26 protein-coding genes are annotated in these 25812 nt (G+C 65.7%); 10 read left to right on the forward strand and 16 right to left on the reverse strand.

Features of this window, described 5'->3' with window-relative positions:
* Positions 1 to 63: 63 nt before the first annotated feature.
* From U5805_RS17215 to U5805_RS17225, 3 genes are all read left to right on the forward strand, one after another.
* Positions 64 to 1911 carry a PhoH family protein gene (locus U5805_RS17215; protein WP_322104695.1) on the forward strand — a complete coding sequence of 616 codons (1848 nt, stop codon included), beginning with the start codon at positions 64 to 66 and terminating at the stop codon, positions 1909 to 1911.
* Positions 1912 to 2221: 310 nt separating this feature from the next.
* Positions 2222 to 3343 carry an NlpC/P60 family protein gene (locus tag U5805_RS17220; protein ID WP_322104696.1) on the forward strand — a complete coding sequence of 374 codons (1122 nt, stop codon included), beginning with the start codon at positions 2222 to 2224 and terminating at the stop codon, positions 3341 to 3343.
* A gap of 123 nt (positions 3344 to 3466) precedes the next feature.
* The gene (locus U5805_RS17225; RefSeq protein WP_322104697.1) at positions 3467 to 4273 is read left to right on the forward strand and encodes an SDR family oxidoreductase; all 807 of its coding nucleotides are present in this window, start codon (positions 3467 to 3469) and stop codon (positions 4271 to 4273) included.
* 64 nt (positions 4274 to 4337) lie between these two features.
* Here the strand turns inward: U5805_RS17225 and U5805_RS17230 are convergent, their stop codons facing one another.
* The 9 genes from U5805_RS17230 to U5805_RS17270 form a co-directional block, all read right to left on the reverse strand.
* Positions 4338 to 5348, reverse strand: coding sequence for an inorganic phosphate transporter (locus U5805_RS17230; RefSeq protein WP_322104698.1), 1011 nt, complete (start codon positions 5346 to 5348; stop codon positions 4338 to 4340).
* A gap of 9 nt (positions 5349 to 5357) precedes the next feature.
* Positions 5358 to 5984, reverse strand: a complete 627-nt coding sequence (locus tag U5805_RS17235) for a DUF47 domain-containing protein (protein WP_322104699.1) — start codon at positions 5982 to 5984, stop codon at positions 5358 to 5360.
* A gap of 171 nt (positions 5985 to 6155) precedes the next feature.
* Positions 6156 to 7538, reverse strand: coding sequence for a replicative DNA helicase (locus tag U5805_RS17240; RefSeq protein WP_322104700.1), 1383 nt, complete (start codon positions 7536 to 7538; stop codon positions 6156 to 6158).
* Positions 7539 to 7733: 195 nt separating this feature from the next.
* Positions 7734 to 8186, reverse strand: coding sequence for a 50S ribosomal protein L9 (rplI, locus tag U5805_RS17245; RefSeq protein WP_322104701.1), 453 nt, complete (start codon positions 8184 to 8186; stop codon positions 7734 to 7736).
* A 27-nt stretch (positions 8187 to 8213) separates the two neighbouring features.
* Positions 8214 to 8489 carry a 30S ribosomal protein S18 gene (gene rpsR, locus U5805_RS17250; RefSeq protein ID WP_110384466.1) on the reverse strand — a complete coding sequence of 92 codons (276 nt, stop codon included), beginning with the start codon at positions 8487 to 8489 and terminating at the stop codon, positions 8214 to 8216.
* Positions 8490 to 8491: 2 nt separating this feature from the next.
* Positions 8492 to 8791 (reverse strand): primosomal replication protein N, encoded by a 300-nt coding sequence (gene priB / locus U5805_RS17255; RefSeq protein ID WP_322104702.1) that lies wholly within the window; start codon positions 8789 to 8791, stop codon positions 8492 to 8494.
* Positions 8792 to 8837: 46 nt separating this feature from the next.
* A complete protein-coding gene (rpsF, locus tag U5805_RS17260; protein WP_322104703.1) occupies positions 8838 to 9209 on the reverse strand; it encodes a 30S ribosomal protein S6 in 372 nt (123 codons plus the stop codon).
* Positions 9210 to 9515: 306 nt separating this feature from the next.
* Positions 9516 to 10424, reverse strand: coding sequence for a zf-HC2 domain-containing protein (locus tag U5805_RS17265; RefSeq protein WP_322104704.1), 909 nt, complete (start codon positions 10422 to 10424; stop codon positions 9516 to 9518).
* Complete coding sequence (locus U5805_RS17270; protein WP_322104705.1) at positions 10414 to 11367, reverse strand: RNA polymerase sigma factor; 954 nt, start codon at positions 11365 to 11367, stop codon at positions 10414 to 10416. Before U5805_RS17270 ends, U5805_RS17265 begins: the two co-directional genes overlap by 11 nt.
* Before the next feature lie 178 nt (positions 11368 to 11545).
* Between U5805_RS17270 and U5805_RS17275 the strand changes: the two genes are divergently transcribed.
* Positions 11546 to 12502, forward strand: a complete 957-nt coding sequence (locus U5805_RS17275; RefSeq protein WP_322104706.1) for a metallophosphoesterase — start codon at positions 11546 to 11548, stop codon at positions 12500 to 12502.
* Between the two features lie 13 nt (positions 12503 to 12515).
* A complete protein-coding gene (locus U5805_RS17280) occupies positions 12516 to 12890 on the forward strand; it encodes a cupredoxin domain-containing protein (protein WP_322104707.1) in 375 nt (124 codons plus the stop codon).
* A gap of 15 nt (positions 12891 to 12905) precedes the next feature.
* On the opposite strand, the gene U5805_RS17285 is transcribed toward U5805_RS17280, so the two are convergent.
* Positions 12906 to 13814 (reverse strand): LysR family transcriptional regulator, encoded by a 909-nt coding sequence (locus U5805_RS17285; protein ID WP_322104708.1) that lies wholly within the window; start codon positions 13812 to 13814, stop codon positions 12906 to 12908.
* 155 nt (positions 13815 to 13969) lie between these two features.
* Here U5805_RS17285 and gcl point away from each other — a divergent pair, with 155 nt between their 5' ends.
* The 3 genes from gcl (at position 13970) to U5805_RS17300 (ending at position 17594) form a co-directional block, all read left to right on the forward strand.
* Positions 13970 to 15745 carry a glyoxylate carboligase gene (gene gcl / locus U5805_RS17290; protein WP_322104709.1) on the forward strand — a complete coding sequence of 592 codons (1776 nt, stop codon included), beginning with the start codon at positions 13970 to 13972 and terminating at the stop codon, positions 15743 to 15745.
* Positions 15746 to 15839: 94 nt separating this feature from the next.
* A complete protein-coding gene (gene hyi, locus U5805_RS17295; protein WP_322104710.1) occupies positions 15840 to 16637 on the forward strand; it encodes a hydroxypyruvate isomerase in 798 nt (265 codons plus the stop codon).
* A gap of 36 nt (positions 16638 to 16673) precedes the next feature.
* Complete coding sequence (locus U5805_RS17300; protein ID WP_415914621.1) at positions 16674 to 17594, forward strand: 2-hydroxy-3-oxopropionate reductase; 921 nt, start codon at positions 16674 to 16676, stop codon at positions 17592 to 17594.
* Between the two features lie 249 nt (positions 17595 to 17843).
* On the opposite strand, the gene U5805_RS17305 is transcribed toward U5805_RS17300, so the two are convergent.
* From U5805_RS17305 to U5805_RS17330, 6 genes are all read right to left on the reverse strand, one after another.
* Entirely contained in the window at positions 17844 to 18866 is a 1023-nt protein-coding gene (locus U5805_RS17305; RefSeq protein ID WP_322104712.1) for an asparaginase, read from the reverse strand.
* Positions 18867 to 19001: 135 nt separating this feature from the next.
* A complete protein-coding gene (locus tag U5805_RS17310) occupies positions 19002 to 19928 on the reverse strand; it encodes a CysB family HTH-type transcriptional regulator (RefSeq protein WP_322104713.1) in 927 nt (308 codons plus the stop codon).
* Positions 19929 to 20020: 92 nt separating this feature from the next.
* Positions 20021 to 21094 (reverse strand): sulfate ABC transporter ATP-binding protein, encoded by a 1074-nt coding sequence (locus U5805_RS17315; protein WP_322104714.1) that lies wholly within the window; start codon positions 21092 to 21094, stop codon positions 20021 to 20023.
* A 68-nt stretch (positions 21095 to 21162) separates the two neighbouring features.
* Positions 21163 to 22200, reverse strand: coding sequence for a sulfate ABC transporter permease subunit CysW (cysW, locus tag U5805_RS17320; protein WP_322104715.1), 1038 nt, complete (start codon positions 22198 to 22200; stop codon positions 21163 to 21165).
* Complete coding sequence (gene cysT / locus U5805_RS17325; RefSeq protein ID WP_322104716.1) at positions 22197 to 23108, reverse strand: sulfate ABC transporter permease subunit CysT; 912 nt, start codon at positions 23106 to 23108, stop codon at positions 22197 to 22199. The genes cysW and cysT overlap by 4 nt, the downstream gene beginning before the upstream one ends.
* Before the next feature lie 143 nt (positions 23109 to 23251).
* On the reverse strand, positions 23252 to 24355 hold the full coding sequence (locus U5805_RS17330; RefSeq protein WP_322104717.1) for a sulfate ABC transporter substrate-binding protein: 1104 nt from the start codon (positions 24353 to 24355) through the stop codon (positions 23252 to 23254).
* Positions 24356 to 24672: 317 nt separating this feature from the next.
* Here U5805_RS17330 and lexA point away from each other — a divergent pair, with 317 nt between their 5' ends.
* Both lexA and U5805_RS17340 read left to right on the forward strand, forming a co-directional pair.
* A complete protein-coding gene (lexA, locus tag U5805_RS17335; RefSeq protein ID WP_322104718.1) occupies positions 24673 to 25323 on the forward strand; it encodes a transcriptional repressor LexA in 651 nt (216 codons plus the stop codon).
* Between the two features lie 30 nt (positions 25324 to 25353).
* Entirely contained in the window at positions 25354 to 25740 is a 387-nt protein-coding gene (locus tag U5805_RS17340) for a hypothetical protein (protein ID WP_322104719.1), read from the forward strand.
* Positions 25741 to 25812 lie beyond the last annotated feature (72 nt).

Raw genomic sequence — 25812 nt, forward strand, 5'->3', positions numbered from 1 at the left:
CCCGAAAGCGCACCTTACTGGGTTATCCCGCGACCACTCGACCCGATTTTTTCGAGGGACACCATGCCTTTGCCTACTCCCCCCAGCAAGCTCGGCAATCTGCTGCCGCCCGAGGAATACAAGGCGCGTGCGCGCCCGGCGCGCGGCACGCGCAAGACCGCCGGCGAGAACGACGCGGCGGACGCGGCCGACTACGGCCCGACCAGCGTCGCCGAGCCGATGACACAGGCCGCCAACGCCGCCACCACGCTGCGCACCGTGCCGCTTTCGAGCGCCACCGCCGAACTGGCCGCGCTCGAGCCGGTGGCGCCGGCGCCCGCGCGAAAACGCAAGCAGGCCACGCCGGCGCTGCTGCAACCGCTCGAAGCGCGCACCGAAACCACGGAGACCGTCGAAGCGCCGGCTGCGCCCGTCGCACGCGGCGGCAAGCCCGCTTCGACCCGGGCGCCGGGCGCCGCAGCCGCGCCCGCCACGCGCGCCGGCGCGAAAAAGCGCACGCATTCCGAGGACGGCATCGAAGTCAAGAAACTCTTCGTGCTCGACACGAACGTGCTGATGCACGACCCGACCTGCCTGTTCCGCTTCGAGGAACACGACGTCTATCTGCCGATGATGACGTTGGAGGAACTCGACAACCACAAGAAGGGCATGTCGGAAGTCGCGCGCAACGCGCGTCAGGTCAGTCGCACGCTCGATCAGCTCGTGGCGAACGCGGGCCCGATCTCGGAAGGCATTTCGCTCGGCCGTCTCGGCAGCCGCGAAGCGCTCGGCCGCCTGTATTTCCAGACCACGCTCACGCACATCGAGCCCGTCGACGGCCTGCCCGAGGGCAAGGCGGACAACCAGATTCTCGGCGTCGTGCGCGCATTGCAGCGCGACCGGCCCGACCGCCTCGTCGTGCTGGTGTCGAAAGACATCAACATGCGCATCAAGGCGCACGCGCTCGGCCTGCCCGCCGAAGACTACTTCAACGACCAGGTTCTCGAAGACAAGGATCTGCTCTATTCGGGCGTGCGCGCGCTCCAGCAGGACTTCTGGACCCGGCACGCCAAGGGCATGGAGTCGTGGCAGGACACCAAGACCGGCACGACCTATTACCGCGTGACGGGCCCCGAATGCGCGTCGATGCTCGTCAACGAGTTCGTCTATCTCGAGCCGCAGAACGGCGAACCGGCGTTTCACGCGATCGTGCGCGAACTCAACGGCAAGACGGCGCTGCTGCAAACGCTGCGCGACTACGGCCACCACAAGAACAACGTGTGGGGCATCACGGCGCGCAACCGCGAGCAGAATTTCGCGCTGAACCTGCTGATGAATCCGGAAATCGATTTCGTCACGCTGCTCGGTCAGGCCGGCACCGGCAAGACGCTCGTGGCGCTCGCGGCGGGCCTCGCGCAAGTGCTCGACGAGAAGCGTTACAACGAGATCATCGTGACGCGCGCGACCGTGCCCGTCGGCGAGGACATCGGCTTTTTGCCGGGCACGGAAGAAGAGAAGATGCAGCCGTGGATGGGCGCCTTCGACGACAACCTCGAAGTGCTTCAGAAAACCGACGACGCCGCGGGCGAATGGGGCCGCGCGGCGACCCAGGAGCTGATCCGTTCGCGCCTGAAGGTCAAGAGCATGAACTTCATGCGCGGCCGCACCTTCGTCGACAAGTATCTGATCATCGACGAAGCGCAAAATCTCACGCCGAAACAGATGAAAACGCTCGTCACGCGCGCGGGTCCCGGCACGAAGATCGTGTGTCTCGGCAACATCGCCCAGATCGACACGCCCTATCTGACCGAAGGCAGCTCGGGACTCACCTATGTGGTCGATCGCTTCAAGGGTTGGGCGCACAGCGGCCACGTGACGCTTGCGCGCGGCGAGCGTTCGCGGCTTGCCGATTACGCGTCGGACATTCTGTGAGCTAGCCGTCCAAAACGGCTTTTCCCGCAGGAACGAAGGGAGCGACTGAGTCGCTCCCTTTTTATTTGCATATCCGCTGATTTCCGATGTACCGACTACTCCGGTTATCCGTAGTTAGGCGTTAATGCGGAAAAAAGGGCGCCAATTGCGACCCAAAAGCCACACCCAACGTTCCGCGAGCACAACACTTAGCGCGCGAACTTCAAGTAAGTTGTGAAGAATTCTTGCGAATGCCGGCCCAGGCGGGCTACCATCCGCCCATGACCCGCTTTTTCGGCGGAGGTCGCGACACGCCCTCCGCGCTTGCTTCATGCGCCGACTTTGGCTTCCGTTTCTGATCGCCCTTCTGCTTGCCGCGTGTTCGAGCGCGCCGCAAAAGATCTCGCGCAGCGGTTCGTCAGGCAGCGAGAACGCGTGGCGCACCAAGCCGCCGGGCTTTCCCAATTTTGTCGATCACAGCGTGGGCCGCGAGGAAATCTCGATCCAGGCGATGGGGCTCGTCGGCATTCCGTATCGCTGGGGCGGCAATACGCCCGATAGCGGCTTCGATTGCAGCGGACTCGTGAAATACGTGCTGGCGCGCTCGGCTTCGGTCGACCTGCCGCGCACCACGGCCGAAATGAGCACGCGCGGCGAAACGATCGAACCCGACGAAATCGCGCCGGGCGACCTCGTTTTCTTCAACACGACGGGGCGGCCCCATTCGCACGTCGGCATCTACGTGGGCAAGCTGCGCTTCGTCAACGCGCCGTCCACGGGCGGCACCGTGCGGCTCGACTATCTGACGAACCCTTACTGGGCCAGGCATTTCGACGGCATCCGCCGGATGGCGCCGCCTAAACGCACGCCGTTCGACACGCCGACGTACGAAGCCTCCGCGCCCGCCGAATCCGCGCCAGCGACCGCGGCGGCTGTTGCCAGCGCGCCGCCTTCGGCCGCGCCAATGCCTGCGCCAATGCCTGCGCGGACGGCCGCCGTATCGCCGCAGACGCGCGTCGTAGCGGCGCCGCAAACCGCTTACGTGCCGGCACAAGCCACGACGCAATCCACGGCGCAGCCCGCGTCCGCCGACGCTTTCGAGCCGCCGCCGCCCTCGCTCAACGCGGCGCAAATGCAGTCGCGCGAAGCCGGCGCCGTTTCGCCCGCGCCCGCCTCGGTGGTGCCGGCCAGCAATGCTCCGGCCTACGCCGCCAGCCCCGATTCCGCCGCGCCGCGCGACGCCATCGACGCGGCCGCCGACGCCTTCGAGCCGCCGCCGCCCGTCGCTCGCGCCGCCGAGCGCCAGGCGGAGCAAGCCGGCTCGACGGCGGTGCCAGGCGCGTCGCCGTCGGCAGGCAGCGCCCAGATCCTGCGTGCATCGACCGCCGGCGCCGCCGCGCCCGCGCAACCGAACGACGACCCCATCGCGCGCTTCGCAAACGGCAGCTTCTGAGCCGCTCGCGGCGGCCGTACGGCAGCTCATGCCCCTGGCCGGACGGCCAGTAATATTCTCCGGGCCGCGTGCCTCTGCTATCGTTTCGATACGCTTTTGGAACGGATCGCCAGTGAGGGCACGATGGATCTCGGACTCAACAAGAAAGTGGTTCTGGTAACGGGCGGCAGCAAGGGCATCGGTCTCGCCTGTGCGCGCGCTTTTGCGAAGGAAGGCGCGCGGGTGGCGATCGTCTCGCGCGACCCGGCCAATCTGGCGCGCGCCCGCGAGCAGCTTGCGAGCGAAGGGCTGCATGTGCATCTCACGCGCGCCGACCTGCACGAAGCGCACAGCGCGGCCGACGTGGTCGAGGAAGTTTCCACGGCCGTCGGCCCCATCGACGTGCTCATCAACAGCTCGGGCGCCGCGCGCCGCTACGACCCCGAACTGCTCGACGCCGACGCCTTCAAGGCGACAATGGAAGCCAAATACTTTCCGTACATCTATCCGCAGCAGGAAGTGCTCAAACGCATGGTGCAGCGGGTCAAGAACGGCGAGGCGGTCGAGCCCGGCACGATCGTCAACATCATCGGCATGGGCGGAAAGTTCGCGACCGACATCCATATCGCAGGCGGCGCCGCGAACGCAGCGCTGATGCTCGCGACCGTTGGCCTTGCGCACTATCACGCGCGCTACGGCATTCGCATCAACGCGATCAATCCTGGCGCCACGCTCACCGAACGGCTCCAGGAAGCGGTGCAACTGGAGGCGCAGCGCCAGGGCGTCGATGCCGCGGAGGCGCTTTCGAGCGGTGAAGCAAAGGTGCCGCTGGGCCGCTATGCGAAGCCCGAAGAAATCGCCGATGTCGCGCTGTTCCTGGCGAGCCGCCGCGCGAGCTATGTCACCGGCGCATTGATTCCGATGGACGGCGCCAGCACGCCGATCGTCTAGCCCACGCGAGTATCAAAAAGCCGGCGCCAAAACGACTTGCGGCGCCCGCAGGCGCCGCAATGGCTTACATGAGACGATGCCCAATCCACCAGCCGGCCGCGGCCAGCGTGGCCGAAGCCGGAATGGTGAGTACCCAGGCCCAGACGATGTTGCCCGCCACGCCCCAGCGCACGGCGCTCAGCTTTTGGGTTGCGCCCACGCCCACAATGGCGCCCGTGATCGTGTGGGTGGTGGACACGGGAATGCCAAGCCACGAAGCCGTGAAAAGCGTAAGCGCCCCGCCCGCTTCCGCGCAGAACCCGCCCACCGGCTTGAGCTTGGTGATCTTCTGCCCCATGGTGCGCACGATGCGCCAGCCGCCGAACAGCGTGCCGATACCCATCGACAGATAGCAGCCGCCGATCACCCAGATGGGCGGCGCGTCCGAGCCGATGGCCGAGTAGCCGGTCGCGATCAGCAGCATCCAGATGATGCCGATGGTCTTTTGCGCGTCGTTGCCGCCGTGGCCGAGACTATAAAGACTGGCGGAAATGAGCTGCAAACGCCGGAAACGCCGGTCCACCTTGCTGGGCGGCGTGCGGAAATAGAGCCACGACACCGTGAGCATGAAGAAGGAGCCCAGAATGAAACCGAGCAGCGGCGAAATGAAAATGAACGCCACGGTCTTCATCAGGCCGTCGTAGTTGAGCGAATGCCAGCCCGACTTCGCGAGCGCCGCGCCCACAAGGCCGCCGATCAGCGCATGCGAGGAACTCGACGGGATACCGTAGTACCACGTGAGCACGTTCCAGCCGATCGCGCCCACGAGCGCGCCGAACACCACGTAGTGATCGACGATATCGGGGTCGATGGTGCCCTTGCCCACCGTTTGCGCCACCTTCAGGTGGAAAACGAAATAGGCGATCACGTTGAACATGGCCGCGAACGCCACCGCTTGCTGCGGCTTGAGAACGCCCGTGGACACGACCGTGGCGATGGAGTTCGCCGCGTCGTGAAAGCCGTTCATGAAGTCGAAAATGAGCGCAACGGCAACAAGCGTCGCGACCACCCAAAGGGCGAGTTGTATCGATTGCATCGCGTGGGCTCAGGCGTTCTCTAGCACGATGCCTTCGATGATGTTCGCGACATCCTCGCACTTGTCCGTAATGGCTTCGAGCAGTTCGTAGATCGCCTTCAGCTTGATGAGCGTCTTGACGTTGTCTTCCTCGCGGAACAGCTTCGAGATCGCGGCGCGCAGCAGGCGGTCGGCGTCGGATTCGAGACGGTCGATGTCTTCGCAAGCCTTGAGAATGTCGCGCGCCTGCTTCATGTCGGAGAGCAGCGCCACGGCCGACTGCACGCGCTCGGCCGTGGCCGTGACCACGTGCGCGAGCTGGCTCGCCTCGGAAGTAACCGCCTGCACGTCATAGAGCGAGATCGCCGTGGCCACGTCTTCCATGAGGTCGAGACAGTCGTCCATCGTGGTAATCAGCTTGTGGATCTCGTCGCGGTCGAGCGGCGTGATGAAGGTCTTGTGCAGCAGATCGATGGCTTCGTGCGTGAGCTTGTCCGCCGCCTTTTCGGCCGTTTGCACATTCTGCTTGTGAATTTCCGCGTCGGCGAGATTGTCGATCAGCAGTTCGAGCTCGCGGCTCGCGGAAACAATGCACTTGGCGTGCGCGTTGAAAATTTCGAAGAACTTGCCCTCGGTGGGCATGAATCGACCGAACATTGGAATCCCGGTAATTGGTCTCGGCTTGCCGTCACGAAACGGCAACATGGCCGTCATAAAACGGCAATATTGTATCGTTACGCGCAACAGGCCGCACGCGCGTGCGGTCGCCGCAGCGGCATTTGCGCCACTGCGGCGCAACGCCGCGCTTGCATCTGAAAAGGTTTGGGTTTAGTCGGTCTGGAAGTGCTGCGAACCCGCGAAGTTATCGAACTTCGTGTATTGACCATGGAACGTGAGCCGAACCGGCCCGATCGGACCGTTACGCTGTTTGCCGATGATGATCTCGGCCGTGCCCTTGTCGGGGCTGTCGGGGTTGTAGACTTCGTCGCGGTAGATGAACAGAATCACGTCCGCGTCCTGTTCGATTGCGCCCGATTCGCGCAAATCCGACATCACGGGGCGCTTGTTCGGACGCTGCTCCAGACCGCGGTTGAGCTGCGAAAGCGCGATCACCGGCACGTCCAGCTCCTTGGCCAGACTCTTGAGCGAACGTGAAATTTCCGAAATCTCGGTCGCGCGGTTTTCGCCCGTCGACGACCCGCTCATGAGTTGCAGATAGTCGATGATGATGAGGCCGAGCTTGCCGCACTGGCGCGAGAGGCGCCGTGCGCGCGAGCGCAGTTCCATCGGGTTCAGGCCGCCGGTTTCGTCGATGAAAATCTGCGCCTCGCTCATTTTCTGCACGGCGTGCGTGAGCTTCGGCCAATCCTCGTCGGTCAGGCGACCGGTTCGCATGCGGTGCTGGTCGAGCCGTCCGACCGATCCGAGCATACGCATGATGAGCTGCGTGCCCGGCATTTCCATCGAAAACACCGCGACCGGCAGGCCGTACTCCACGGCCACGTACTCGCCCACGTTCATCGAAAACGCCGTCTTACCCATCGACGGCCGCCCCGCCACGATGATCAGCTCGCCGCCGTGCATGCCCGAAGTCATGCGGTCGAGGTCGAGAAAGCCCGTGGGCGTGCCGGTCACGTCGCTCGGATTGGCCGTGTGATAGAGCGTGTCGATACGCTCCACCACCTGCGTGAGCAGCGGCCCGATCTCGAGGAAGCCCTGCGTGCCGCGCGCGCCGTCTTCGGCAATGGAAAACACCTTCGCCTCGGCTTCGTCCAGCAGTTGGCGCACTTCCTTGCCTTGCGGGTTGAAGGCGTCGGCGGAAATTTCATCGGCGACCGACACGAGGCGGCGCAGCACCGCGCGGTCGCGCACGATTTCCGCGTAGCGGCGAATGTTCGCGGCGCTCGGCGTGTTCTGCGCGAGCGCATTGAGATACGCGAGTCCACCCACGTCGTCGGCCTTGCCCGAGGTGCCGAGGGCTTCGTACACCGTCACGACGTCGGCGGGACGGCCGCCTGCGATCAATCGGCCGATATGCTCGAAGATGACGCGATGATCGTAGCGATAGAAGTCGCTTTGCGCGAGGAAGTCGGCAATCCGGTCCCAGGCGGCGTTATCCAGCAGCAAGCCGCCGAGCACCGACTGCTCGGCCTCGATCGAATGCGGCGGGACTTTCAGCGACTCGAGTTGGGGATCTTTCGGAGCGTTCATGGAGAGCAATTATCGGGCATGCGGGCCGCGCGCGAAAGCACGAAAAACGCGCGATCCCGGCGACGATCCTGGCGAATCGGACAACAAAAAAGGCAGAAGCCCTGCGGCTCCTGCCTTTTTTTGAAAACCATCTGGTGCAGCGTTGCTGCGCTTGCCGCGGCCATGACGGCCGCGACGCGCGCGCACCGCGGGGTCTTAGGCGTGTTCGCCCAGCACCGACACCGTGACGTCGACGAGGACGTCGGTGTGCAGCGAGACCTGCACCGGGTGGTCGCCCACCATCTTCAGCGGGCCTTCCGGCAGACGCACTTGCGCCTTTTCCACTGCGAAGCCTTGCTTGCCCAGTGCTGCGGCGATGTCGGCGTTCGTGACCGAACCGAACAGACGGCCGTCGACGCCTGCCTTCTGCGCGACCTGAATCGTCAGGCCGTTCAGCTTTTCGCCTTCGGTTTGAGCGGCTGCCAGCTTTTCAGCGGCGGCCTTTTCGAGTTCGGCGCGGCGAACTTCGAATTCGGCGATGGCGTCCTTCGTGGCGCGGCGTGCCTTCTTGTTCGGGATCAGGAAGTTACGTGCGTAACCGTCCTTCACCTTGACGATGTCGCCGAGGTTGCCCAGGTTGACGACTTTTTCCAGAAGAATGATCTGCATTCTATTGCTCCTTATCGCGTCGTCTTGTTAGGCCTTGTGCTGGTCGGTGTACGGCATCAGCGCGAGGAAACGCGCACGCTTGATAGCCGTGTCCAGCTGACGCTGATAGTGGGCCTTCGTACCCGTCAGACGAGCCGGCGTGATCTTGCCGTTTTCGCCGATGAAGTCCTTCAGCGTGTCGAGATCCTTGTAGTCGATCTGTTCGACGCCTGCGGCCGTGAAGCGGCAGAACTTCTTGCGCTTGAAAAGCGGGTTTTGTTGTTGACGACGCTTGTCGAATTTCTTACCAGTCGGGCGGGGCATGATTAGTCCTTTCCTGTGCCTTGCATTTCTGTGATGTGAAACACCAGGGTTCGCGCGTTGCGGTGCTTTTTAGCCAGAAAGCCGGTGAAGAGCGCTTCCACGCCCATCTCGCAGCGTTCGACCAGATCGCAGGCCTTGCCGGCCGCCACCGCGGGCATCGTGAGTTCGACGAGGCGGGCAATGCCTGCCTCGACGACCTCCGTGCGGTGCTGCAACGTGACGCTTGCGATCGGAACGCCGGCCGGGGTGTACCGCACCGGTTCGCGTTCGACGACGCTGGCCGTAAGTTGCAGCCTGTTCACGGGGCTGATTTACGCAACTGAGCTCGAATTCCTGATGGCTTGTGTATTAAGCCTGCGCTTCGGTCGGCTGAGCGGCCGCCTTCTTGGCTTCTTCGCGCTGCACTTCTTTCATCATCGGCGACGGGCCGGTTTCGGCCTTCTTCATCTTGACGATGAGGTGACGCAGAACGGCGTCGTTGAACTTGAACGCGTGTTCGAGTTCGTCGAGCGTGGTCTGGTCGCATTCGATGTTCATGCAGACGTAGTGAGCCTTCGCGAGTTTCTCGATCATGTAGGCCAGTTGACGACGGCCCCAGTCCTCGATGCGGTGGACCTGGCCACCGTGCGACGTGATCGTGCCCTTGTAGCGCTCGATCATGGCGGGCACTTGCTCGCTTTGATCGGGATGCACGATGAAGACGATTTCGTAATGACGCATGTATCACTCCTTGTGGATATAAGCCACCCGGGCGTCGGAACCGGTGCGGCAAGTGAGAAGCCGAAGAGTGTAGCGTGAATGGGGCGCTCGCGCAAGCCAGATTGCGCCGCGCGGGCAGGATTCGAGCGTATTTTCAATGACTTGCGGACCGGCCGCGGCGAAAGCGGCTAGGCCGGGCGACAAACCGGGCGCGGGATCGGCGCAAAACGGGGCGCTTCCACTCGCGAGAGAACTGAATCATTCGCGCAAAACGGGAGCGCGGGCGCGTAACGGCCAACCAGCGGCCAATAGCGGCGCGTGCCGGCCTCAACTGCCTGCGGCTTCGGTCGCTCCCGCCGCGAGGCGCGCGTCGAGTGCGGCGCGCAAGGCGTCCAGCGCGTCGGCGCCCGCGTCGCTCACGGCCCACCACGTCATGCCGGCCGCCTGCCATTGCAGCAGCGCGTAGCCCTCGGTCGCGGCCGGCGCGGAGTCGCGCGACGACGCGCCAGCTCCCGCTGCGCCCGGCGGGAACACATAAACGTCGATCACATGCTTGCGATACCGATAAACCAGCACGGCGACGCGTTCGCGCCCCACATAATCGAGGCGGCCGCCCGCGAGCGGAAAGCCCTGCTGCACGAGATCGACGACGGGAGGCGCGTAGTCGATGCGCCCGTTGAACCAGGGCTTCACGGTGTGCCGGTCCGATGAAATCACGTCGATGTCGCGGCCCGACATCTCGGCGCGCACATGGCTCGACACGAGATCGTCGATGAAAACCGCCTGCGCGGACGGCCGACTCCAGTGCAGCGTCGCGGCCACGGCGAGCGCGCAAAGAGCGAGCGTCGCGCCGCCGAACCCCGCGAGCGCCGTCGCGCGCGATCCGCTTGCACGGTTGCGTGCGCCTCCCTTTCCGGCCGCCGGTACACCGGCGGGCAACCCGCGGCGCAGCCGGTCCCAGTCCCACCAAGAAGCCCGCTCGTGCGGTGCCTTTGCCGCCGTCAACGCCGCCTCGCCGGTCGCGGGCAACGCCGCCGCGATGCGCGCGGCCAGCCCGTCGGGCGCACGCAGATACGGTGCCGCACGCACCGCGCGCGCGATCGCCCGCGCCTCGTCGGCGGCGTGACGGCATGGCGCGCAGCCCGCCAGATGCGCGCGCACGCGCCATTCATCGGCGGCGGAAAGTTCGCGGTCGACGCTCGCATCGACGAGCGGACGCGCTTCGTCACAGTTCATCCGGCGCCTCCGTGCCTTGATCGGTATTGTGCATCGAGCCGCCCGCGGCGTGCGCGCGGCGCAGCGGCGAAGCCGCCGAGGAGCCGACCGACAAACCGACCGACGAAGCAGCCGACAAAGCAGCCGTCGGCGGCATCGGCCGGACCGGCGCGCCGCCGTCGACGCCCGGCTCCTCGCGCAACCGCCCGCTTTCTTGTCCACTTTCCTGCACACTTCCCCGCCCGCCTTCTTGTCCACTTTCCCGCGCGGCGGGTCTCCACGCTTCATTGCTTGCCCCGAGTTCGGGGGCGCCCACACCGGACGGCGTGCGCATCGCGGCGCACGGCGCCGCGTCGTGAACCGGCGCGCGCGAGCATGCCGCAGCCTGCGCCGGCGCGCGCCCGCCCGCTTGCGGCGCAAGCAGTGCCGCGAGCCGCCGCCTTGCGCGCGCGAGCCGCGACATCACCGTGCCGACCGGCACGTCGACGATGGCCGCAATCTCGCGATATTCGAGTTCCTCGAGTTCGCGCAGCACCAGCATTTCGCGATATTCGACCGGCAGGCGCAGCAGCGCCTCCTGCACGAGGCGCGAGTCCTCGGCGCGCATGGCGAGCGTTTCGGGATCGACGCCGCCCGTCTCCCAGCCTTCGAGCGGCGTGTCGTCGCGCAATTCGTCGAACGGCGCGACTTCTTCCGCGCCCGCGCGCCGCCGCCATTCGTCGTACCAGACGCGCCGCACGATCGCGAGCAGCCACGGCCGCGCCTCGTCGCCGCGAAAAGCGTCGAAGAAACGGAACGCGCGCAAGAACGCTTCCTGCACGATGTCCTCCGCGTCGCCGGCGTTGCGCGACAGCCAGCGCGCGAGGTTGTAGGCCGCGTCCAGATGCGGCAGCGCCAGCGCCTGAAAACGGCGGCTGCGCGCGGCCTCGTCGGCCGGACCTGGCGGGTGCGCGGTTTCTCCCACTCGTTTCCTCGCGTGCTTCGTTCCGGCAACCGGCGCATGCCGCGCGGCCGCCACGCTCGCATTACCGGCGATTCGCGCAGTTTATTCCCACTTTTCGCACGCCATTACGAAAATAAATCGGGAATGCGCGGCTTGCAAAACCGGTACGACAGACACGTCCAACCCCGTGGAGATCATCATGCCGATTGCCCCGAACTCGCCGCGCCCGCCTTCGCCGTCACCGAAAACATCGACACGCGCGGCAGCGCAGCCGAAACTCGACCGCCGCGACTTCCTGCGCCTCGCGGCGGCGGGCGGCGGCGCGGCGTTCGCTTCGGCGCTGCCCGGTTTTGCCGTCGGGCGCGACGCCGACTTCTTCTTCGTGCAACTCTCCGACGCGCATTGGGGTTTCGAAGGCCCGGCCATCAACCCCGACGCCCGGGGCACGCTGCCCAAGGCCATCGCCGCCGTCAACGCGCTGCCGGTCGCGCCCGACTTCGTCGTTTTCACGGGCGATCTCACGCATACGACCGACGACCCCGCCGTGCGCCGCGCGCGCATGCGCGAATTTCGGCAGATCGTGGGCGGCCTGCGCGCGAAGCCGCTTTATCTGATGCCCGGCGAACACGACGCGAGCCTCGACAACGGCGCGGCGTTTCGCGAGCTGTTCGGCGAGACGCACTACGCGTTCGACCGGCGCGGCGTGCATTTCATCGTGCTCGACAACGTGTCGGACCCGGCGGGCCGTATCGGCGAATCCCAACTCGCCTGGCTCGCCGACGATTTGAACCGCCAGCCGAAGGACGCGCGCATCGTCGTTTTCACGCACCGGCCGCTGTTCGATCTCGCGCCGCAGTGGGACTGGGCGACGCGCGACGGCGCGGCCGCGATCGCGCTTCTGCAAGCGCGCCCGTACGTGACCGTGTTCTACGGCCACATTCATCAGGAGCATCACACGATGACGGGCGCAATCGCGCATCACGCCGCGCGCTCGCTGATGTTTCCGCTGCCCGCGCCGATGTCGCAGCCGCAGCGGCTGCCCGTGCCGTGGGACGCGTCGGCGCCGTACCGGGGCTTGGGCTGGCGCAGCGTCGAGATCGACGGCGCGCCGCAAGCCTACGTGCTCAGCGAAAAGCCGATTCGCGACCTCGCCTGAAACGGAGCCCGCCATGACGATTTCCGACCGAGCCCGGCTCACGCGCCGCCGCTGGCTGCTGGCCGCCTGCGCGGGCGCGGCGGCGTTTCTGAGGCTGGACGCACGCGCCGCGCCGCCGCGCGTCATCAGGATTCGCGCGCGGCGTTTCAACTTCACGCCCGACCTTATCGCCGTCAAGCCGCACGAAAAAGTCGTGTTCGAGATCGCCACCGACGACACGCTCATGGGCTTTTCGATTCCGCAATTCGGCGTGCGCGCCGACGTGCCGCCCGGCGCCGTCGTCAAGCTGGCGGCCACGGCCGGCGACGCGGGCACGGTGCCGTTCCTCTGCGACATCTTCTGCGGCTCGGGCCACGAGTCGATGAACGGCGTGATCGTGGTCGGCTGAACGGCCGAATCGACGCTACGCGCCGGTCCAGTAGCCGGGCCGCGCGTACGCGTCCTTCAGATAGTCGATGAAATAGCGCACGCGCGCCGGCACGTAGCGCTGCTGCGGATACACCGCGAGGATGTCGTATTCGGCCAGCGCGTATTCGTCGAGCACCGTTTCGAGTTCGCCGCGCGCGAGCTGCGCGTCGATTTCCCACGTCGAGCGCCAGCCGAGCCCGAGCCCTTCGCTCACCCAGCGATGCAGCAGCTCGCCGTCGTTGCAGTCGAGCGTGCCGCCCACGCGCACCGTCACGAGCTTGCCGTTGCGGTTGAAATACCAGCCGCGATTCTGGCCGCCTTGCAGATTGAACGCGAGGCAGTTATGCGCGGGCAGGTCTTCGAGCGCCTTCGGGCGGCCGTGCTTGCGGAAATACCCGGGCGTGCCGCACACCACGCGCCGGTTCGAGGCCAGCTTCACGGCGACGAAATTCGGATCGACCGCGCCGCCGATGCGAATCGAGAGATCGTAGCCTTCGCGCACGAGATCGACGACGCGATCGGTCAGATTGAACGACACCTGCAACTCGGGCTTGTCGGCGAGAAACGCGGGCGCGTGCGGCGCGACGTGCTTGCGCCCGAACGCCGCCGGCGCCGAGACGATCAGATGGCCGTTCACCACGCGCCGCCCCGCCGAAAGCTCGTTTTCCGCCTGATCCCATTCGGCGAGCAGACCACGGCAGCGCTCCAGAAACGCCGCGCCCTCCTCGCTCACCACGAGCCGCCGCGTCGAGCGATACATGAGCTTCACGCCAAGGCGCTTTTCGAGCGCGTCGATGCGCCGCCCGAGAATCACCGGCGAGACGCCTTCCTCCAGCGCGGCGGCCGCGAGACTGCCCGCGTCGGCCACGCGCACGAACGTTTCGATCTGCTTGAAGCGGTCCATCTTGCTGTCTCCACGGTTGGCCGCACGCGAGATTCCATACTTTTTGTTTCGAAAATCCCGACCGGGATCGATCTTATCAAACCTTTCCGGCACCTCTACAGTGACCCTCAACCGTATCGACATTTCCGCTTTACGCGACATTGAGGAGACATTCCATGGCCAGGATGAGAGCCGTCGACGCCGCCGTGCTGGTGCTCGAAAAAGAAGGTATCGACACCGCGTTCGGCGTGCCGGGCGCCGCCATCAACCCGTTCTATTCGGCGCTCAAGAAGGCGGGCGGCATCACGCACGTACTCGCGCGCCACGTGGAAGGCGCCTCGCACATGGCCGAGGGCTACACGCGCGCCGCGCCCGGCAACATCGGCGTGTGCATCGGCACCTCGGGCCCCGCGGGCACCGACATGATTACCGGCCTCTACTCGGCTCAAGCCGACTCGATTCCCATTCTGGCGATCACGGGCCAGGCGCCGCGCGCGCGGCTCTACAAGGAAGATTTCCAGGCCGTCGACATCGAGTCGATCGCCAAGCCCGTCACCAAGTGGGCCGTGACCGTGCGCGAGCCGGCGCTCGTGCCGCGCGTGTTCCAGCAGGCGTTCCATCTGATGCGCTCGGGCCGTCCGGGACCGGTGCTGGTCGATCTGCCGATCGACGTTCAGCTCGCCGAAATCGAATTCGACATCGACCTGTACGAGCCGCTGCCCGTCTACAAGCCGAAGGCGACGCGCAAGCAGATCGAAGCCGCGCTCGACATGCTGGCGGCGAGCGAGAAGCCGCTGATCGTTTCGGGCGGCGGCGTGCTCAACGCGGCCGCCGAGGATCTGCTCGTGCAGTTCGCGCAAACCGTGGGCGTGCCCGTGATTCCCACGCTGATGTCGTGGGGCGCGATTCCCGACGATCACCCGCTCATGGCCGGCATGGTCGGTCTGCAAACGTCGCACCGCTACGGCAACGCCACGATGCTCGCGTCGGACTTCGTGCTCGGCATCGGCAATCGCTGGGCCAACCGCCATACCGGCAGCGTCGAGGTCTACACGAAGGGCCGCAAGTTCGTACACGTCGATATCGAACCGACGCAGATCGGCCGCGTGTTCGGCCCCGATCTGGGCATCGTTTCGGATGCGAAGGCGGCGCTCGAACTGTTCGTCGAAGTGGCGCGCGAGTGGAAGGCCGCGGGCAAGCTCAAGGACCGTGGCGCGTGGGTGGCCGAGTGCCAGGAGCGCAAGCGCACGATGCATCGCAAGACGCACTTCGACAACGAGCCGATCAAGCCGCAACGCGTGTACGAGGAGATGAACAAGGCGTTTGGCCGCGACACCTGCTACGTGAGCACGATCGGCCTGTCGCAGATCGCGGGCGCGCAGTTCCTGCACGTGTACAAGGCGCGCAACTGGATCAACTGCGGCCAGGCGGGCCCGCTCGGCTGGACGATCCCGGCGGCGCTGGGCGTGCGCGCGGCCGACCCGACGCGGCCCATCGTGGCGCTCTCCGGCGACTACGATTTCCAGTTCATGATCGAGGAACTGGCGGTGGGCGCGCAATTCAAGCTGCCCTACGTGCATGTGGTCGTGAACAACTCGTACCTGGGCCTGATCCGCCAGGCGCAGCGCCAGTTCGACATGGACTTCTGCGTGCAGCTCGCGTTCGAGAACATCAACGCGCCCGAAGTGAACGGTTACGGCGTCGATCACGTGAGCGTCGCCGAAGGTCTTGGCTGCAAGGCGCTGCGCGTGTTCAAGCCCGAGGAGATCGCGCCCGCGTTCAAGCAGGCCCAGCAGATGGCGGCCGAATTCAGCGTGCCCGTGGTCGTCGAAGTGATTCTGGAGCGCGTGACCAATATTTCGATGGGCGCCGAGATCGACGCCATCAACGAATTCGAGGAACTCGCCGAGAAGCCCGAGCACGCGCCCACGGCCGTTGCCCTGCAATCCTGACGATTGAACGTTGTTGCATCGCCCCGCTTTTCGCGCTCAGCCCCGATCCGCGAAAAGCGGTTTCTTCCCACTCCTTGCCCCGAGACACACACTCATGCCGAAATTCGCCGCGAATCTCACCATGCTGTTCAACGAAACGCCGTTTCTCGACCGTTTCGCCGCAGCCGCGCAAGCGGGCTTCGATGCCGTGGAATTCCTGTTCCCGTATCCGTACAAGGCCGCCGAACTCGCCGAGCGGCTCGAAGCGAACGGCCTGAAACTCGTGCTGCACAACCTGCCCGCCGGCAACTGGGACGCGGGCGAGCGCGGCATTGCCTGCCTGCCCGCGCGCAAGGGCGAGTTCCAGGAAGGCGTCGGGCGTGCGATCGAGTACGCGAAAGCGCTCAAGGTGCCGCAGCTCAACTGCCTCGTCGGCATTCCGGTTGCCGATGTGGACCGCGACACGGCGCTCGCGACGATCGTCGACAACCTGCGCTACGCGGCCGGCGAACTCAAGCGCGAAGGCATTCGCCTGCTCGTGGAACCGTGCAACTCGTACGACATTCCGGGCTTCGCGCTGAACCGTTCGGCCGAAGCGCTCGACGTGATCGAAAAGACCGGCTCGGACAACCTCTTTCTGCAATACGACATCTATCACATGCAGCGCATGGAAGGCGAACTGGCCGCGACGATCAGGAAGCACTTCGCGAAGATCGCGCACGTCCAGCTTGCCGACAACCCCGGCCGCAACGAGCCGGGCACGGGCGAAATCCACTACCCGTTCCTGTTCGACCTGCTCGACACGCTCGGTTACGACGGCTACGTGGGCTGCGAATACAAACCGCGCACCACGACGGTCGACGGCCTCGGCTGGCTGCGCGGCGCGAAGCAGCGCACAGCCGAGCTGGCCTGACGCGCGGGCGCACTGAACAACCCTGAATTCGCATCAATGGAGACGCACAAGATGGCAAAGATTGGCTTTATCGGACTCGGCATCATGGGCGCGCACATGGCGCGCAACCTGCTCAAGGGCGGCCACACGCTGACGGTGAACGGCAAGTACCCGGTGCCCGACGACCTGCGCGCGAAAACCGAAGTGGCGGCCGACTCGACGGCCGTGGCGCAAGCCGCGGACATCGTCATCGTGATGGTGCCCGACACGCCCGACGTCGCGAACGTGCTGTTCGCCGACGACGGCGTCGCCAAGGGGCTCGGCGCCGGCAAGCTCGTGATCGACATGAGCTCGATCTCGCCGCTCGAAACGCAGCAGTTCGCAAAGCAGATCAACGCGCTCGGCTGCGATTATCTCGACGCCCCGGTTTCCGGCGGCGAAGTGGGCGCGCGCGAAGCGACGCTCACGATCATGGTGGGCGGCCCGCAAAAGGCGTTCGATCAGGCAAAGCCGTTGTTCGAGCTGATGGGCAAGAACATCTCGCTGATCGGCGACAACGGCGCGGGTCAGACCTGCAAGGTCGCGAACCAGATCATCGTCGCGCTCAATATCGAGGCCGTGGCCGAAGCGCTGCTGTTCGCCGCGCGCTCGGGCGCCGATCCCGAGCGCGTGCGCAAGGCCTTGATGGGCGGTTTCGCCTCGTCGCGCATCCTCGAAGTACACGGCGAGCGCATGACGAAGCGCACCTTCGACCCGGGCTTTCGCATCGAGCTGCACCAGAAGGATCTGAATCTCGCCATCGACGGCGCGCGCAAACTGGGTCTCGCGCTGCCGCACACGGCGAGCGCGCAGCAGTTGTTCAGCGTGTGCGCGGCGAACGGCGGCAAGGCGTGGGACCACTCGGCGATGATTCGCGCGCTCGAATTGATGGCGAACTTCGAGATCGCGCAACCGGCCGCGCAGGTGAAGGCCGCGTAACCGAACAGGCCTGCACGCGCAGGCCGACAGTGGGGCGCTTCGCGGCGGCGGCAACCGTCGCGGAGCAAATCGGTGCCGCTCTGGGCTGAGGGCGGCCAGTGGGGTCCGAAAGCGGCGCCCGGTGACGGCGGGGAAGCCTTGGTCGGTCAGACGTCGTCATCGGGTGTCCGCACGTCGGATGCCCTTTTCTTTTGCTTAGCGCGCTTCGTTGGCTGCGCGACGGCGCGCCTTCGATATCCGGTACGTGGATCAGTACGTGTCGAACAGGCGCTGCAACGCCGCCTTCTCCCCGATGCCCGCGGCCAGCGCGAGCAGCAGCAGCACGCGCGCCTTGTACGGGTTGAGCGTGCCCGCCGAAACGAAGCCGAGCGCGTCGTCCTTCGCCGCGCCGTTGTGCATCACGTGCCCCGAACCCACGCGCGACGCGCGCACGACGGCCACGCCCCGCGCCGCCGCGTCGGCCAGCGCCTGCTGCACGGCGCCGTGAATCGAGCCGTTGCCGGTGCCCGCCACCACGATCCCGCGCACGCCCGCCGCAACCAGCGCGTCCACGGCCACGCGCGACACGCCCGCGTAGCTCGCCACGATTTCCACGAGCGGCCACTGCGCCGGCGCCGCGAACGGCGTATCGACGGTATGCGGGCGCAGCGCCTTGCGCTGAAACTCCACGCGGCCGTCCTGCACCCAGCCGAGCGCGCCGACTTCGGGCGACTGGAACGCGTCCACCGCGTAAGTGCTGACCTTCACGACGTCGCGCGCGCAATGAATGCGATTGTTGAACGCGACCAGCACGCCCTGCCCCGCCGCCGCGCCGCTTGCCGCCAGCGTGACGGCGTTGAGCAGATTGAGCGGACCGTCCGCCGACAACGCCGAAGCGGGCCGCATGGCCGCCGTCAGCACGCACGGCTTGGCGCTTTTCACCGCGAGATGCAGGCAATACGCGGTTTCTTCGAGCGTGTCGGTGCCGTGCGTGATGACCACGCCGTCGATCTCGTCGCTGGCGAGCAGTTCGTTCACGCGCTGCGCGAGCGTGCTCCAGAGCGCGAGCGACATGTCCTTGCTGTCGATGCTCGCGACTTGCCCGGCGTGAATATGCGCGATGGCGTCGAGGCCCGGCACGGCCGCGAGCAGTTGCGCCACGCCGATCACGCCGGCCTGATAACCGGCCGTGTTCGACGCGTCGGGCGCGGAACCCGCGATGGTGCCGCCCGTGGCGAGCACCGCGATGCGCGGCAGCGTTGCCGCGGAGGAAGTCGAAGCGGAAGTGTTCATGGCGGCGATTTTAAGCGATTCGCCGCGCGCCGCCACCTGGCCGAACGGCCAAATGACCGAACGATGAATACAGGGGCCGGCGGGACGTCATTGGACCGTCGCACGGCCCGCGCGGCGAAACGACTTCATCAAACCTCAAGCCGCTTCGCGCAACTGGCTCGCGATCTGCGCCTCGGTGAGTTGCGGCGCGAACATCTCGATCAGCCGGTATGCGTACTGGCGCAGGAACGCGCCCTTGCGCAAGCCCACGCGCGTCGTGCTGGCCTCGAACAGATGCTGCGTGTCGAGCGCCACGAGTTCGCCGTCGCGCTTCGCGTCGTAGGCCATCGCCGCCACCACGCCCACGCCCATGCCGAGTTCGACGTACGTCTTGATGACGTCCGCGTCGATGGCGGTCAGCACGACGTCGGGCACCACGCCCACTTTGGCGAACGCCTGGTCGATGTGCGAGCGGCCCGTGAAGTCCTGGTCGTAGGTGATGATCGGATACTCGGCGATCTCTTCGAGCGTGAGGTTTTCGCGGCCCACGAGCGGGTGCGTTTTCGGCACGACCACGACGTGATGCCACGAATAGCACGGGAACGTCACGATGTCGGGGAAACGGTCTAGCGCTTCGGTGGAAATGCCGATGTCGGCCTCGCCGTTGATGATCATCTGCGCGATCTGCTGCGGATTGCCCTGGCGCAGCGCGAGATGCACTTTCGGAAACACCTCGCGGAACTGATGCACGACCTTCGGCAGCGCGTAGCGCGCCTGCGTGTGCGTGGTGGCCACCACCAGATGGCCGCTGTCCTGATCGGCGAACTGGCGCGCCACGCGGCGCAGGTTTTCCGCGTCGAGCAGCATGCGCTCGATGAGCTGATGCACCGCCTTGCCCGGCTCCGTGAGCCCCGTCAGGCGCTTGCCGCGACGGATGAAAATATCGACGCCGAGTTCGTCCTCCAGATCCTTGATCTGCTTGGACACGCCCGACTGCGACGTGTAAAGCACGTTCGCCACTTCGGTCAGGTTCATGTTCTGGCGCACGGCTTCGCGCACGAAACGCAATTGCTGAAAATTCATGGTCTTCTCTCCGGGACTGCGGACCGTTTTTCGTTATGTGCCGATACGTCGACGGCGTTCGACGACATTCGCCGGGCTTCGCGCTTTGCGCATCATGCGCCTTGAGCCGGAAACACGCGCAAACCGCGCGGCACCGCCGTCACGCCCTCGCCCACCGAAAGCCCGAGCGCGCGCCACGAGTCGCGATCGAGTTCCGCTTCGAGCGCGCCGCCCGTGCGGCTTTCCAGCTCCACGCGCACCGAACCGCCGAGCGTCACCACGCGCCGCACGTCGACCACGATGCCGTCGCGATGCGCGGCGCCCGTCGAATCCTGACGATGCAGCACGAGATCGTGCGGCCGCACGAACGCGAGCGCCGGGCCCTGAAAGCTCGCCGTCACCGAAATCGGCTGCGCCGCGCCATCGGCGACGAAACCGTTCGCGTCCACGCGCCCGCGCAGACGATTCGCCGCGCCGAGGAATTCGTAGACGAACGCCGTCTGCGGATGATCGTAGACGTCCTGCGGGCTGCCCACCTGCTCCACGTGGCCGTGATTCATCACGACGATGCGATCGGCCACTTCGAGCGCCTCCTCCTGATCGTGCGTGACGAAGATCGTCGAAATATGCAGATCGTCGTGCAACCGGCGCAGCCACGAACGCAGCTCCTTGCGCACCTTGGCATCGAGCGCGCCGAACGGCTCGTCGAGCAGCAGCACCTTCGGCTCCACGGCAAGCGCGCGCGCAAGCGCGATACGCTGACGCTGGCCGCCCGAAAGTTCGGACGGGTAACGCTGCGCGAGCCAGTCGAGCTGCACGAGCCTGAGCAGTTCATGCACCTTTTCGCGGATCACGGCTTCCGAGGGGCGCTCGTTGCGCGGCTTCACGCGCAGGCCGAACGCGACGTTCTCGAACACCGTCATATGGCGAAACAGCGCGTAATGCTGAAACACGAAACCGACCTGGCGCTCGCGCGCGCCCACCTCGCCCACGTCCTGGCCTTGCAGCACGACCTGGCCCGCATCGGCGTATTCGAGCCCGGCGATCACGCGCAGCAGCGTGGTCTTGCCGCAGCCCGAAGGCCCGAGCAACGCGACCAGCTCGCCCGGCGGAAAGTCGAGCGAGACGTTGTCCAGGGCGGTGAAGTCGCCGAAACGCTTTTGCAGATTGCTGACGGTGATGCCCATGATTTACCGCTCTCCTGTTTCGGTCCGGCGCGCACGCTCGAGCGCCGCTGCGCCGGACCCGTGAATGCTCATTGCAGCGATTGACGCGCAACGCCTTGACGTGCGCCGCCCGGCGCGGCCTGTGTCGCCGATGTCCCTTGTGTCGCCGGTGTCCCCGCCGGTGTCCCCGCCGGTGTCTCTTGTGCCGCTTGCGGCCCGAGATGCGCGGGCAGCGCGCCGGCATCGCGCGTTTCCGACGACATATGGCGCTCCGCGAGCAGCTTCAAACCGAGCGTCACGAGCGCGAGCAGCGCCAGCAGCGAGGCCACGGCGAACGCGGCCGCGAAGTTGTACTCGTTGTAGAGGATTTCCACGTGCAGCGGCATCGTGTCGGTTTGACCGCGAATGTGCCCGGACACCACCGAAACCGCGCCGAATTCGCCCATCGCGCGCGCGTTGCAGAGGATCACGCCGTACAGCAGACCCCAGCGGATATTCGGCAGCGTCACGCGGCGAAACATCTGCCAGCCCGAGGCGCCCAGCACGTGCGCGGCTTCCTCCTCGTCGCTGCCCTGTGCCTGCATCAGCGGAATCAGCTCGCGGGCGACGAACGGGAACGTCACGAAGATCGTCGCGAGCACGATGCCCGGCACCGCGAAAATGATCTGCACGTTATGGTCTTCGAGCCACGGCCCGAGCCAGCCTTGCGCGCCGAACATCAGCACGTAGATGAGGCCCGAGATCACCGGCGACACCGAGAACGGCAGGTCGATCAGCGTCGTCAGCAGCGCCTTGCCGCGAAACTCGAACTTGGCGATCGTCCACGAGGCGACCAGACCGAACACGAGATTGAGCGGCACCGCGACGGCAGCGGTGATGAGCGTGAGCTTGATGGCCGAAAGCGCGTCGGGGTCGGCGAGCGAGTCGAAATAAAACCCGATGCCCTTGCTGAGCGCCTGCCAGAACACGGCGACGAGCGGCACCACGAGAAACAGCGCGAGAAACGCGAGCGCGATGCCGGTCAACAACCAGCGCACCCAGGCGGCTTCGGTGACGGGATCGGGACGACCAGTATTGGGACGCCCAGTATCGGGACGCCCCGCGTTGCGTCGTGCGGACGTGCTCATTGCGCACCTCCGCCCAGCGCCGCGCCGCTGGCGGTCGTGCCCACGGCCTGCGGCGCGCCCGCGCCGGTGATGCCCCGGCTCGTGCGGCGTTGCAGATACCACTGCAACGTATTGATGATGAGCAGCATGACGAACGACACGCAGAGCATGACCACCGCCAGCGCCGTCGCGCCCGCGTAGTCGTATTGTTCGAGCTTGGTGATGATGAGCAGCGAGGTGATCTCCGACTTCATCGGCACGTTGCCGGCGATGAAGATCACCGAGCCGTATTCGCCCAACGCGCGCGCGAACGCGAGCGCGAAGCCGGTGAGCAGCGCGGGCAGCGCGGCCGGCAAGATCACGCGGCGAAACACGAGCGCGCGCGAGGCGCCGAGGCACGCGGCCGCTTCCTCCTGCTCGCGCTCGAACTCTTCCAGCACGGGCTGCACCGTGCGCACGACGAACGGCAAGCCGATAAACGTGAGCGCCACGAGCACGCCGAGCGGCGTGAAGGCGATCTTCAGCCCGAGCGGTTGCAGGTACTGGCCGATCCAGCCGTTGCCGGCGTACACGGCCGCGAGCGAAATGCCGGCCACGGAGGTGGGCAGCGCGAACGGCAAGTCGACGAGCGCGTCCACGATGCGTTTGAACGGGAACGTGTAGCGCACGAGCACCCACGCGAGCAGAAAGCCGAACACGGCGTTGATGAGCGCGCCGCCGAGCGCCGAAAGAAACGTGAGCCGATACGACGCGATCACGCGCGGCGACCACACCGCGCGCACGAACTGGCTCCAGTCGAGCGTCGCCGTCTTGAGGAAGGTGGAGGCCAGCGGGATCAGCACCACGAGGCTCAGGTAAGCCACCGTGATGCCGAGCGTCAGGCCGAATCCCGGCAGCGCACTGGGCTTGCGTAATCGAAACGTCGTCATGCTCGTCGTCCAGACATGGGTTGCGCTTTTTTGCGCCGAAAAGCGCGCCCGTGGGCGCGCTTCGTTGTTATGCGGCCGCGTCGTTCCTGTGCGCGGCCGATGCTTTCGGTTGCTGCCTTGCGTCGTAGCGTCCCGCTCGCGCCTTACTGCGGCTGATAGATGGAGTCGAACACGCCGCCGTCCGCGAAATGCGTCTTCTGCGCCTTGGCCCAGCCGCCGAACGTGTCGTCGACCGTGTAAAGCTTCAGCTTCGGAAACTTCGCCGTGAGCGCCGCGGGCACCGCGGTCGAACGCGGACGATAGAAGTTCTTCGCGGCGATCTCCTGACCTTCCTCGCTATAAAGGAACTGCAAATAGGCTTCCGAAACCTTGCGCGTGCCCTTCTTGTCGACGACCTTGTCCACCACGGCAACGGGCGGCTCGGCCAGAATGCTCACCGAAGGCACGACGATCTCGAACCTGTCGGGGCCGAATTCCTTGAGCGAGAGAAACGCCTCGTTTTCCCAGGCGATCAGCACGTCGCCGATATCGCGCTGCACGAAGCTCGTGGTCGCGCCGCGCGCGCCCGAATCGAGCACGCCCGCATTCTTGTAGACCTTCGTCACGAACTCCTTCGCCTTCTGCTCGTTGCCGCCCGGCTGATGCAGCGCGTAGGCCCACGCCGCAAGGTAGTTCCAGCGCGCGCCGCCCGAGGTTTTCGGATTCGGCGTCACGATCGAGACGCCCGGCTTCGCGAGATCGTCCCAATCCTTGATGTGCTTCGGGTTGCCCTTGCGCACGAGAAACACGATGGTCGAGGTGTACGGCGAGGCGTTGTCCGGCAGACGCTTTTGCCAGTCTTTCGCGACGAGGCCCTTGTTGGCGAGCGCGTCGATGTCCCAGGCGAGCGCGAGCGTGACGACATCGGCTTGCAGGCCGTCGAGCACCGAACGCGCCTGCGCGCCCGAGCCGCCATGCGACTGCTTGATGGTGATGGTTTCGCCCGTCTTCGCCTTCCACTGCTTGATGAAGGCTTCGTTGATGTCCTGATACAACTCGCGCGTCGGGTCGTAGGAGACGTTGAGCAGCGCGGTATCGGCATGCGCGGCCACGGGCGCCAGCGCCGCCGCGCCGCCCAGCAATGCCGCGACCGGCACGATCAGCGGCGCCGCTCCGAGCGCCAGCCTCGCCGCCCATGTCCTGAGCCAGCCTGCTCGCGGCGCTTTCTCCGCCGCTTTCCCCGCCAATTTCCCCGATTCCGTGACCATCTATCTGTTCTCCGTGCCCGTATGTGGTTGCCGGCAAGTTGCCGCTCAGTTGCCGACTCAGTTGCCGCTAACGATGGAGGCCAGTCTAGCGATCCGCTTACATCATTAAAAATAATGTTTCTTCATTTTTTAATACGCAAAAGTGGTAAGCGACAGAGGAAACCGCTGCAACGGCATTTTTCCGTCCGTCAGGGCGCCATGAAACGCTGCTGCGGCGGCATCGGCAAGGCATCGGGGCGACGAACTTCAAGTAACACTTGAAAAGCGGCAAATACTGTATAAAAATACAGTCACCTGTTTAAACATACAGTGGCGCCATGACCAAACTCACCGCACGACAACAGCAGGTTTTCGATCTGATCCGCCGGGCGATCGAGCGCACCGGCTTCCCGCCCACCCGCGCCGAAATCGCGGCGGAGCTGGGTTTCAGTTCCGCCAATTCGGCCGAGGAACATTTGCGCGCGCTGGCGCGCAAGGGCGTGATCGAGCTGGCTGCGGGCGCCTCGCGCGGCATCCGTCTCGTGCCCATGGGCGACGAGCTGCCGCATCAGTTCACGCTGCCGCATGCGAGCATCATGCAGCTCGCGCTGCCGCTCGTCGGCCGCGTGGCGGCGGGCAGCCCGATCCTCGCGCAGGAACATATCTCGCAGAACTACATGTGCGACCCGGCGCTCTTTTCGAGCCGCCCCGACTATCTGCTGAAAGTGCGCGGTCTTTCGATGCGCGACGCCGGCATTCTCGACGGCGACCTGCTCGCCGTGCAGAAGAAGGCCGAGGCGAAGGACGGCCAGATCGTCGTGGCGCGTCTTGGCGACGACGTCACGGTCAAACGCCTCAAGCGCCGCCCGAACGGCCTGGAGCTGATCGCCGAAAACCCCGACTACGACAATATTTTCGTCGAGTCCGGCAGCGCGGAATTCGCGCTGGAAGGCATCGCGGTCGGCTTGATTCGCCCCACCGAATTCTAAAAATCCGCTGATATCCGTCTGGAGAGAGTCATGGAACGCCTTGCCCGTCTGCTGCCCTTCCGTCAATTCGGCCGCCTGCGTCATCTGCGTGGAATCGCCTCGTGCGCCGCGCGCGAGATGCGCGCCACGGCTGCCGCCATCAACGGCTCGCTCTTCGACGATATCGACAACGCGCCCAACCTCGTCGCCACCAGCACGGCCGACCTGCCGCCGCTGCCCTCGGCACAGCCGGCGTTCGCGCGTGTTTCGCTCAACAGCGCGCTCAACGTCGACCAACCCGCGCGCCGCGCGCCGGTGCGCGTCTATCACGGCCCGTCGCGGCTCATTCTGGTGGGCACGGTGGACGCGGTGTGCCGCGCGATCGACCGCTGCATTGCCGAGCAACCGACCGACTTGCCGGCCGCGCTCGCGAAATAAGGCACGCGCGTCGCAAAAAAGGACGCGCCGCGATGCGGGTTCTGTTTGTGCTTCGGGATCGTTTTCGCTTTA

This window comes from Paraburkholderia sp. J41 (genome assembly GCF_905220235.1).
Taxonomy (GTDB): Bacteria; Pseudomonadota; Gammaproteobacteria; order Burkholderiales; family Burkholderiaceae; genus Paraburkholderia.

Excerpts from the sequence above, each read along its gene's own strand:
- gcl (WP_322104709.1), top strand. The coding sequence starts at position 13,970 with ATGGCCAGGATGAGAGCCGTCGACGCCGCCGTGCTGGTGCTCGAAAAA.
- U5805_RS17275 (WP_322104706.1), top strand. The coding sequence starts at position 11,546 with ATGCCGATTGCCCCGAACTCGCCGCGCCCGCCTTCGCCGTCACCGAAA.
- lexA (WP_322104718.1), top strand. The coding sequence starts at position 24,673 with ATGACCAAACTCACCGCACGACAACAGCAGGTTTTCGATCTGATCCGC.
- U5805_RS17235 (WP_322104699.1), bottom strand. The coding sequence starts at position 5,984 with ATGTTCGGTCGATTCATGCCCACCGAGGGCAAGTTCTTCGAAATTTTC.
- U5805_RS17315 (WP_322104714.1), bottom strand. The coding sequence starts at position 21,094 with ATGGGCATCACCGTCAGCAATCTGCAAAAGCGTTTCGGCGACTTCACC.
- U5805_RS17215 (WP_322104695.1), top strand. The coding sequence starts at position 64 with ATGCCTTTGCCTACTCCCCCCAGCAAGCTCGGCAATCTGCTGCCGCCC.
- U5805_RS17285 (WP_322104708.1), bottom strand. The coding sequence starts at position 13,814 with ATGGACCGCTTCAAGCAGATCGAAACGTTCGTGCGCGTGGCCGACGCG.
- U5805_RS17340 (WP_322104719.1), top strand. The coding sequence starts at position 25,354 with ATGGAACGCCTTGCCCGTCTGCTGCCCTTCCGTCAATTCGGCCGCCTG.
- U5805_RS17305 (WP_322104712.1), bottom strand. The coding sequence starts at position 18,866 with ATGAACACTTCCGCTTCGACTTCCTCCGCGGCAACGCTGCCGCGCATC.
- U5805_RS17230 (WP_322104698.1), bottom strand. The coding sequence starts at position 5,348 with ATGCAATCGATACAACTCGCCCTTTGGGTGGTCGCGACGCTTGTTGCC.
- rpsF (WP_322104703.1), bottom strand. The coding sequence starts at position 9,209 with ATGCGTCATTACGAAATCGTCTTCATCGTGCATCCCGATCAAAGCGAG.
- U5805_RS17240 (WP_322104700.1), bottom strand. The coding sequence starts at position 7,538 with ATGAACGCTCCGAAAGATCCCCAACTCGAGTCGCTGAAAGTCCCGCCG.
- U5805_RS17280 (WP_322104707.1), top strand. The coding sequence starts at position 12,516 with ATGACGATTTCCGACCGAGCCCGGCTCACGCGCCGCCGCTGGCTGCTG.
- rplI (WP_322104701.1), bottom strand. The coding sequence starts at position 8,186 with ATGCAGATCATTCTTCTGGAAAAAGTCGTCAACCTGGGCAACCTCGGC.
- U5805_RS17300 (WP_415914621.1), top strand. The coding sequence starts at position 16,674 with ATGGAGACGCACAAGATGGCAAAGATTGGCTTTATCGGACTCGGCATC.
- rpsR (WP_110384466.1), bottom strand. The coding sequence starts at position 8,489 with ATGCCCCGCCCGACTGGTAAGAAATTCGACAAGCGTCGTCAACAACAA.
- U5805_RS17225 (WP_322104697.1), top strand. The coding sequence starts at position 3,467 with ATGGATCTCGGACTCAACAAGAAAGTGGTTCTGGTAACGGGCGGCAGC.
- U5805_RS17310 (WP_322104713.1), bottom strand. The coding sequence starts at position 19,928 with ATGAATTTTCAGCAATTGCGTTTCGTGCGCGAAGCCGTGCGCCAGAAC.
- U5805_RS17265 (WP_322104704.1), bottom strand. The coding sequence starts at position 10,424 with ATGAACTGTGACGAAGCGCGTCCGCTCGTCGATGCGAGCGTCGACCGC.
- cysT (WP_322104716.1), bottom strand. The coding sequence starts at position 23,108 with ATGACGACGTTTCGATTACGCAAGCCCAGTGCGCTGCCGGGATTCGGC.
- U5805_RS17220 (WP_322104696.1), top strand. The coding sequence starts at position 2,222 with ATGCGCCGACTTTGGCTTCCGTTTCTGATCGCCCTTCTGCTTGCCGCG.
- U5805_RS17330 (WP_322104717.1), bottom strand. The coding sequence starts at position 24,355 with ATGGTCACGGAATCGGGGAAATTGGCGGGGAAAGCGGCGGAGAAAGCG.
- hyi (WP_322104710.1), top strand. The coding sequence starts at position 15,840 with ATGCCGAAATTCGCCGCGAATCTCACCATGCTGTTCAACGAAACGCCG.
- cysW (WP_322104715.1), bottom strand. The coding sequence starts at position 22,200 with ATGAGCACGTCCGCACGACGCAACGCGGGGCGTCCCGATACTGGGCGT.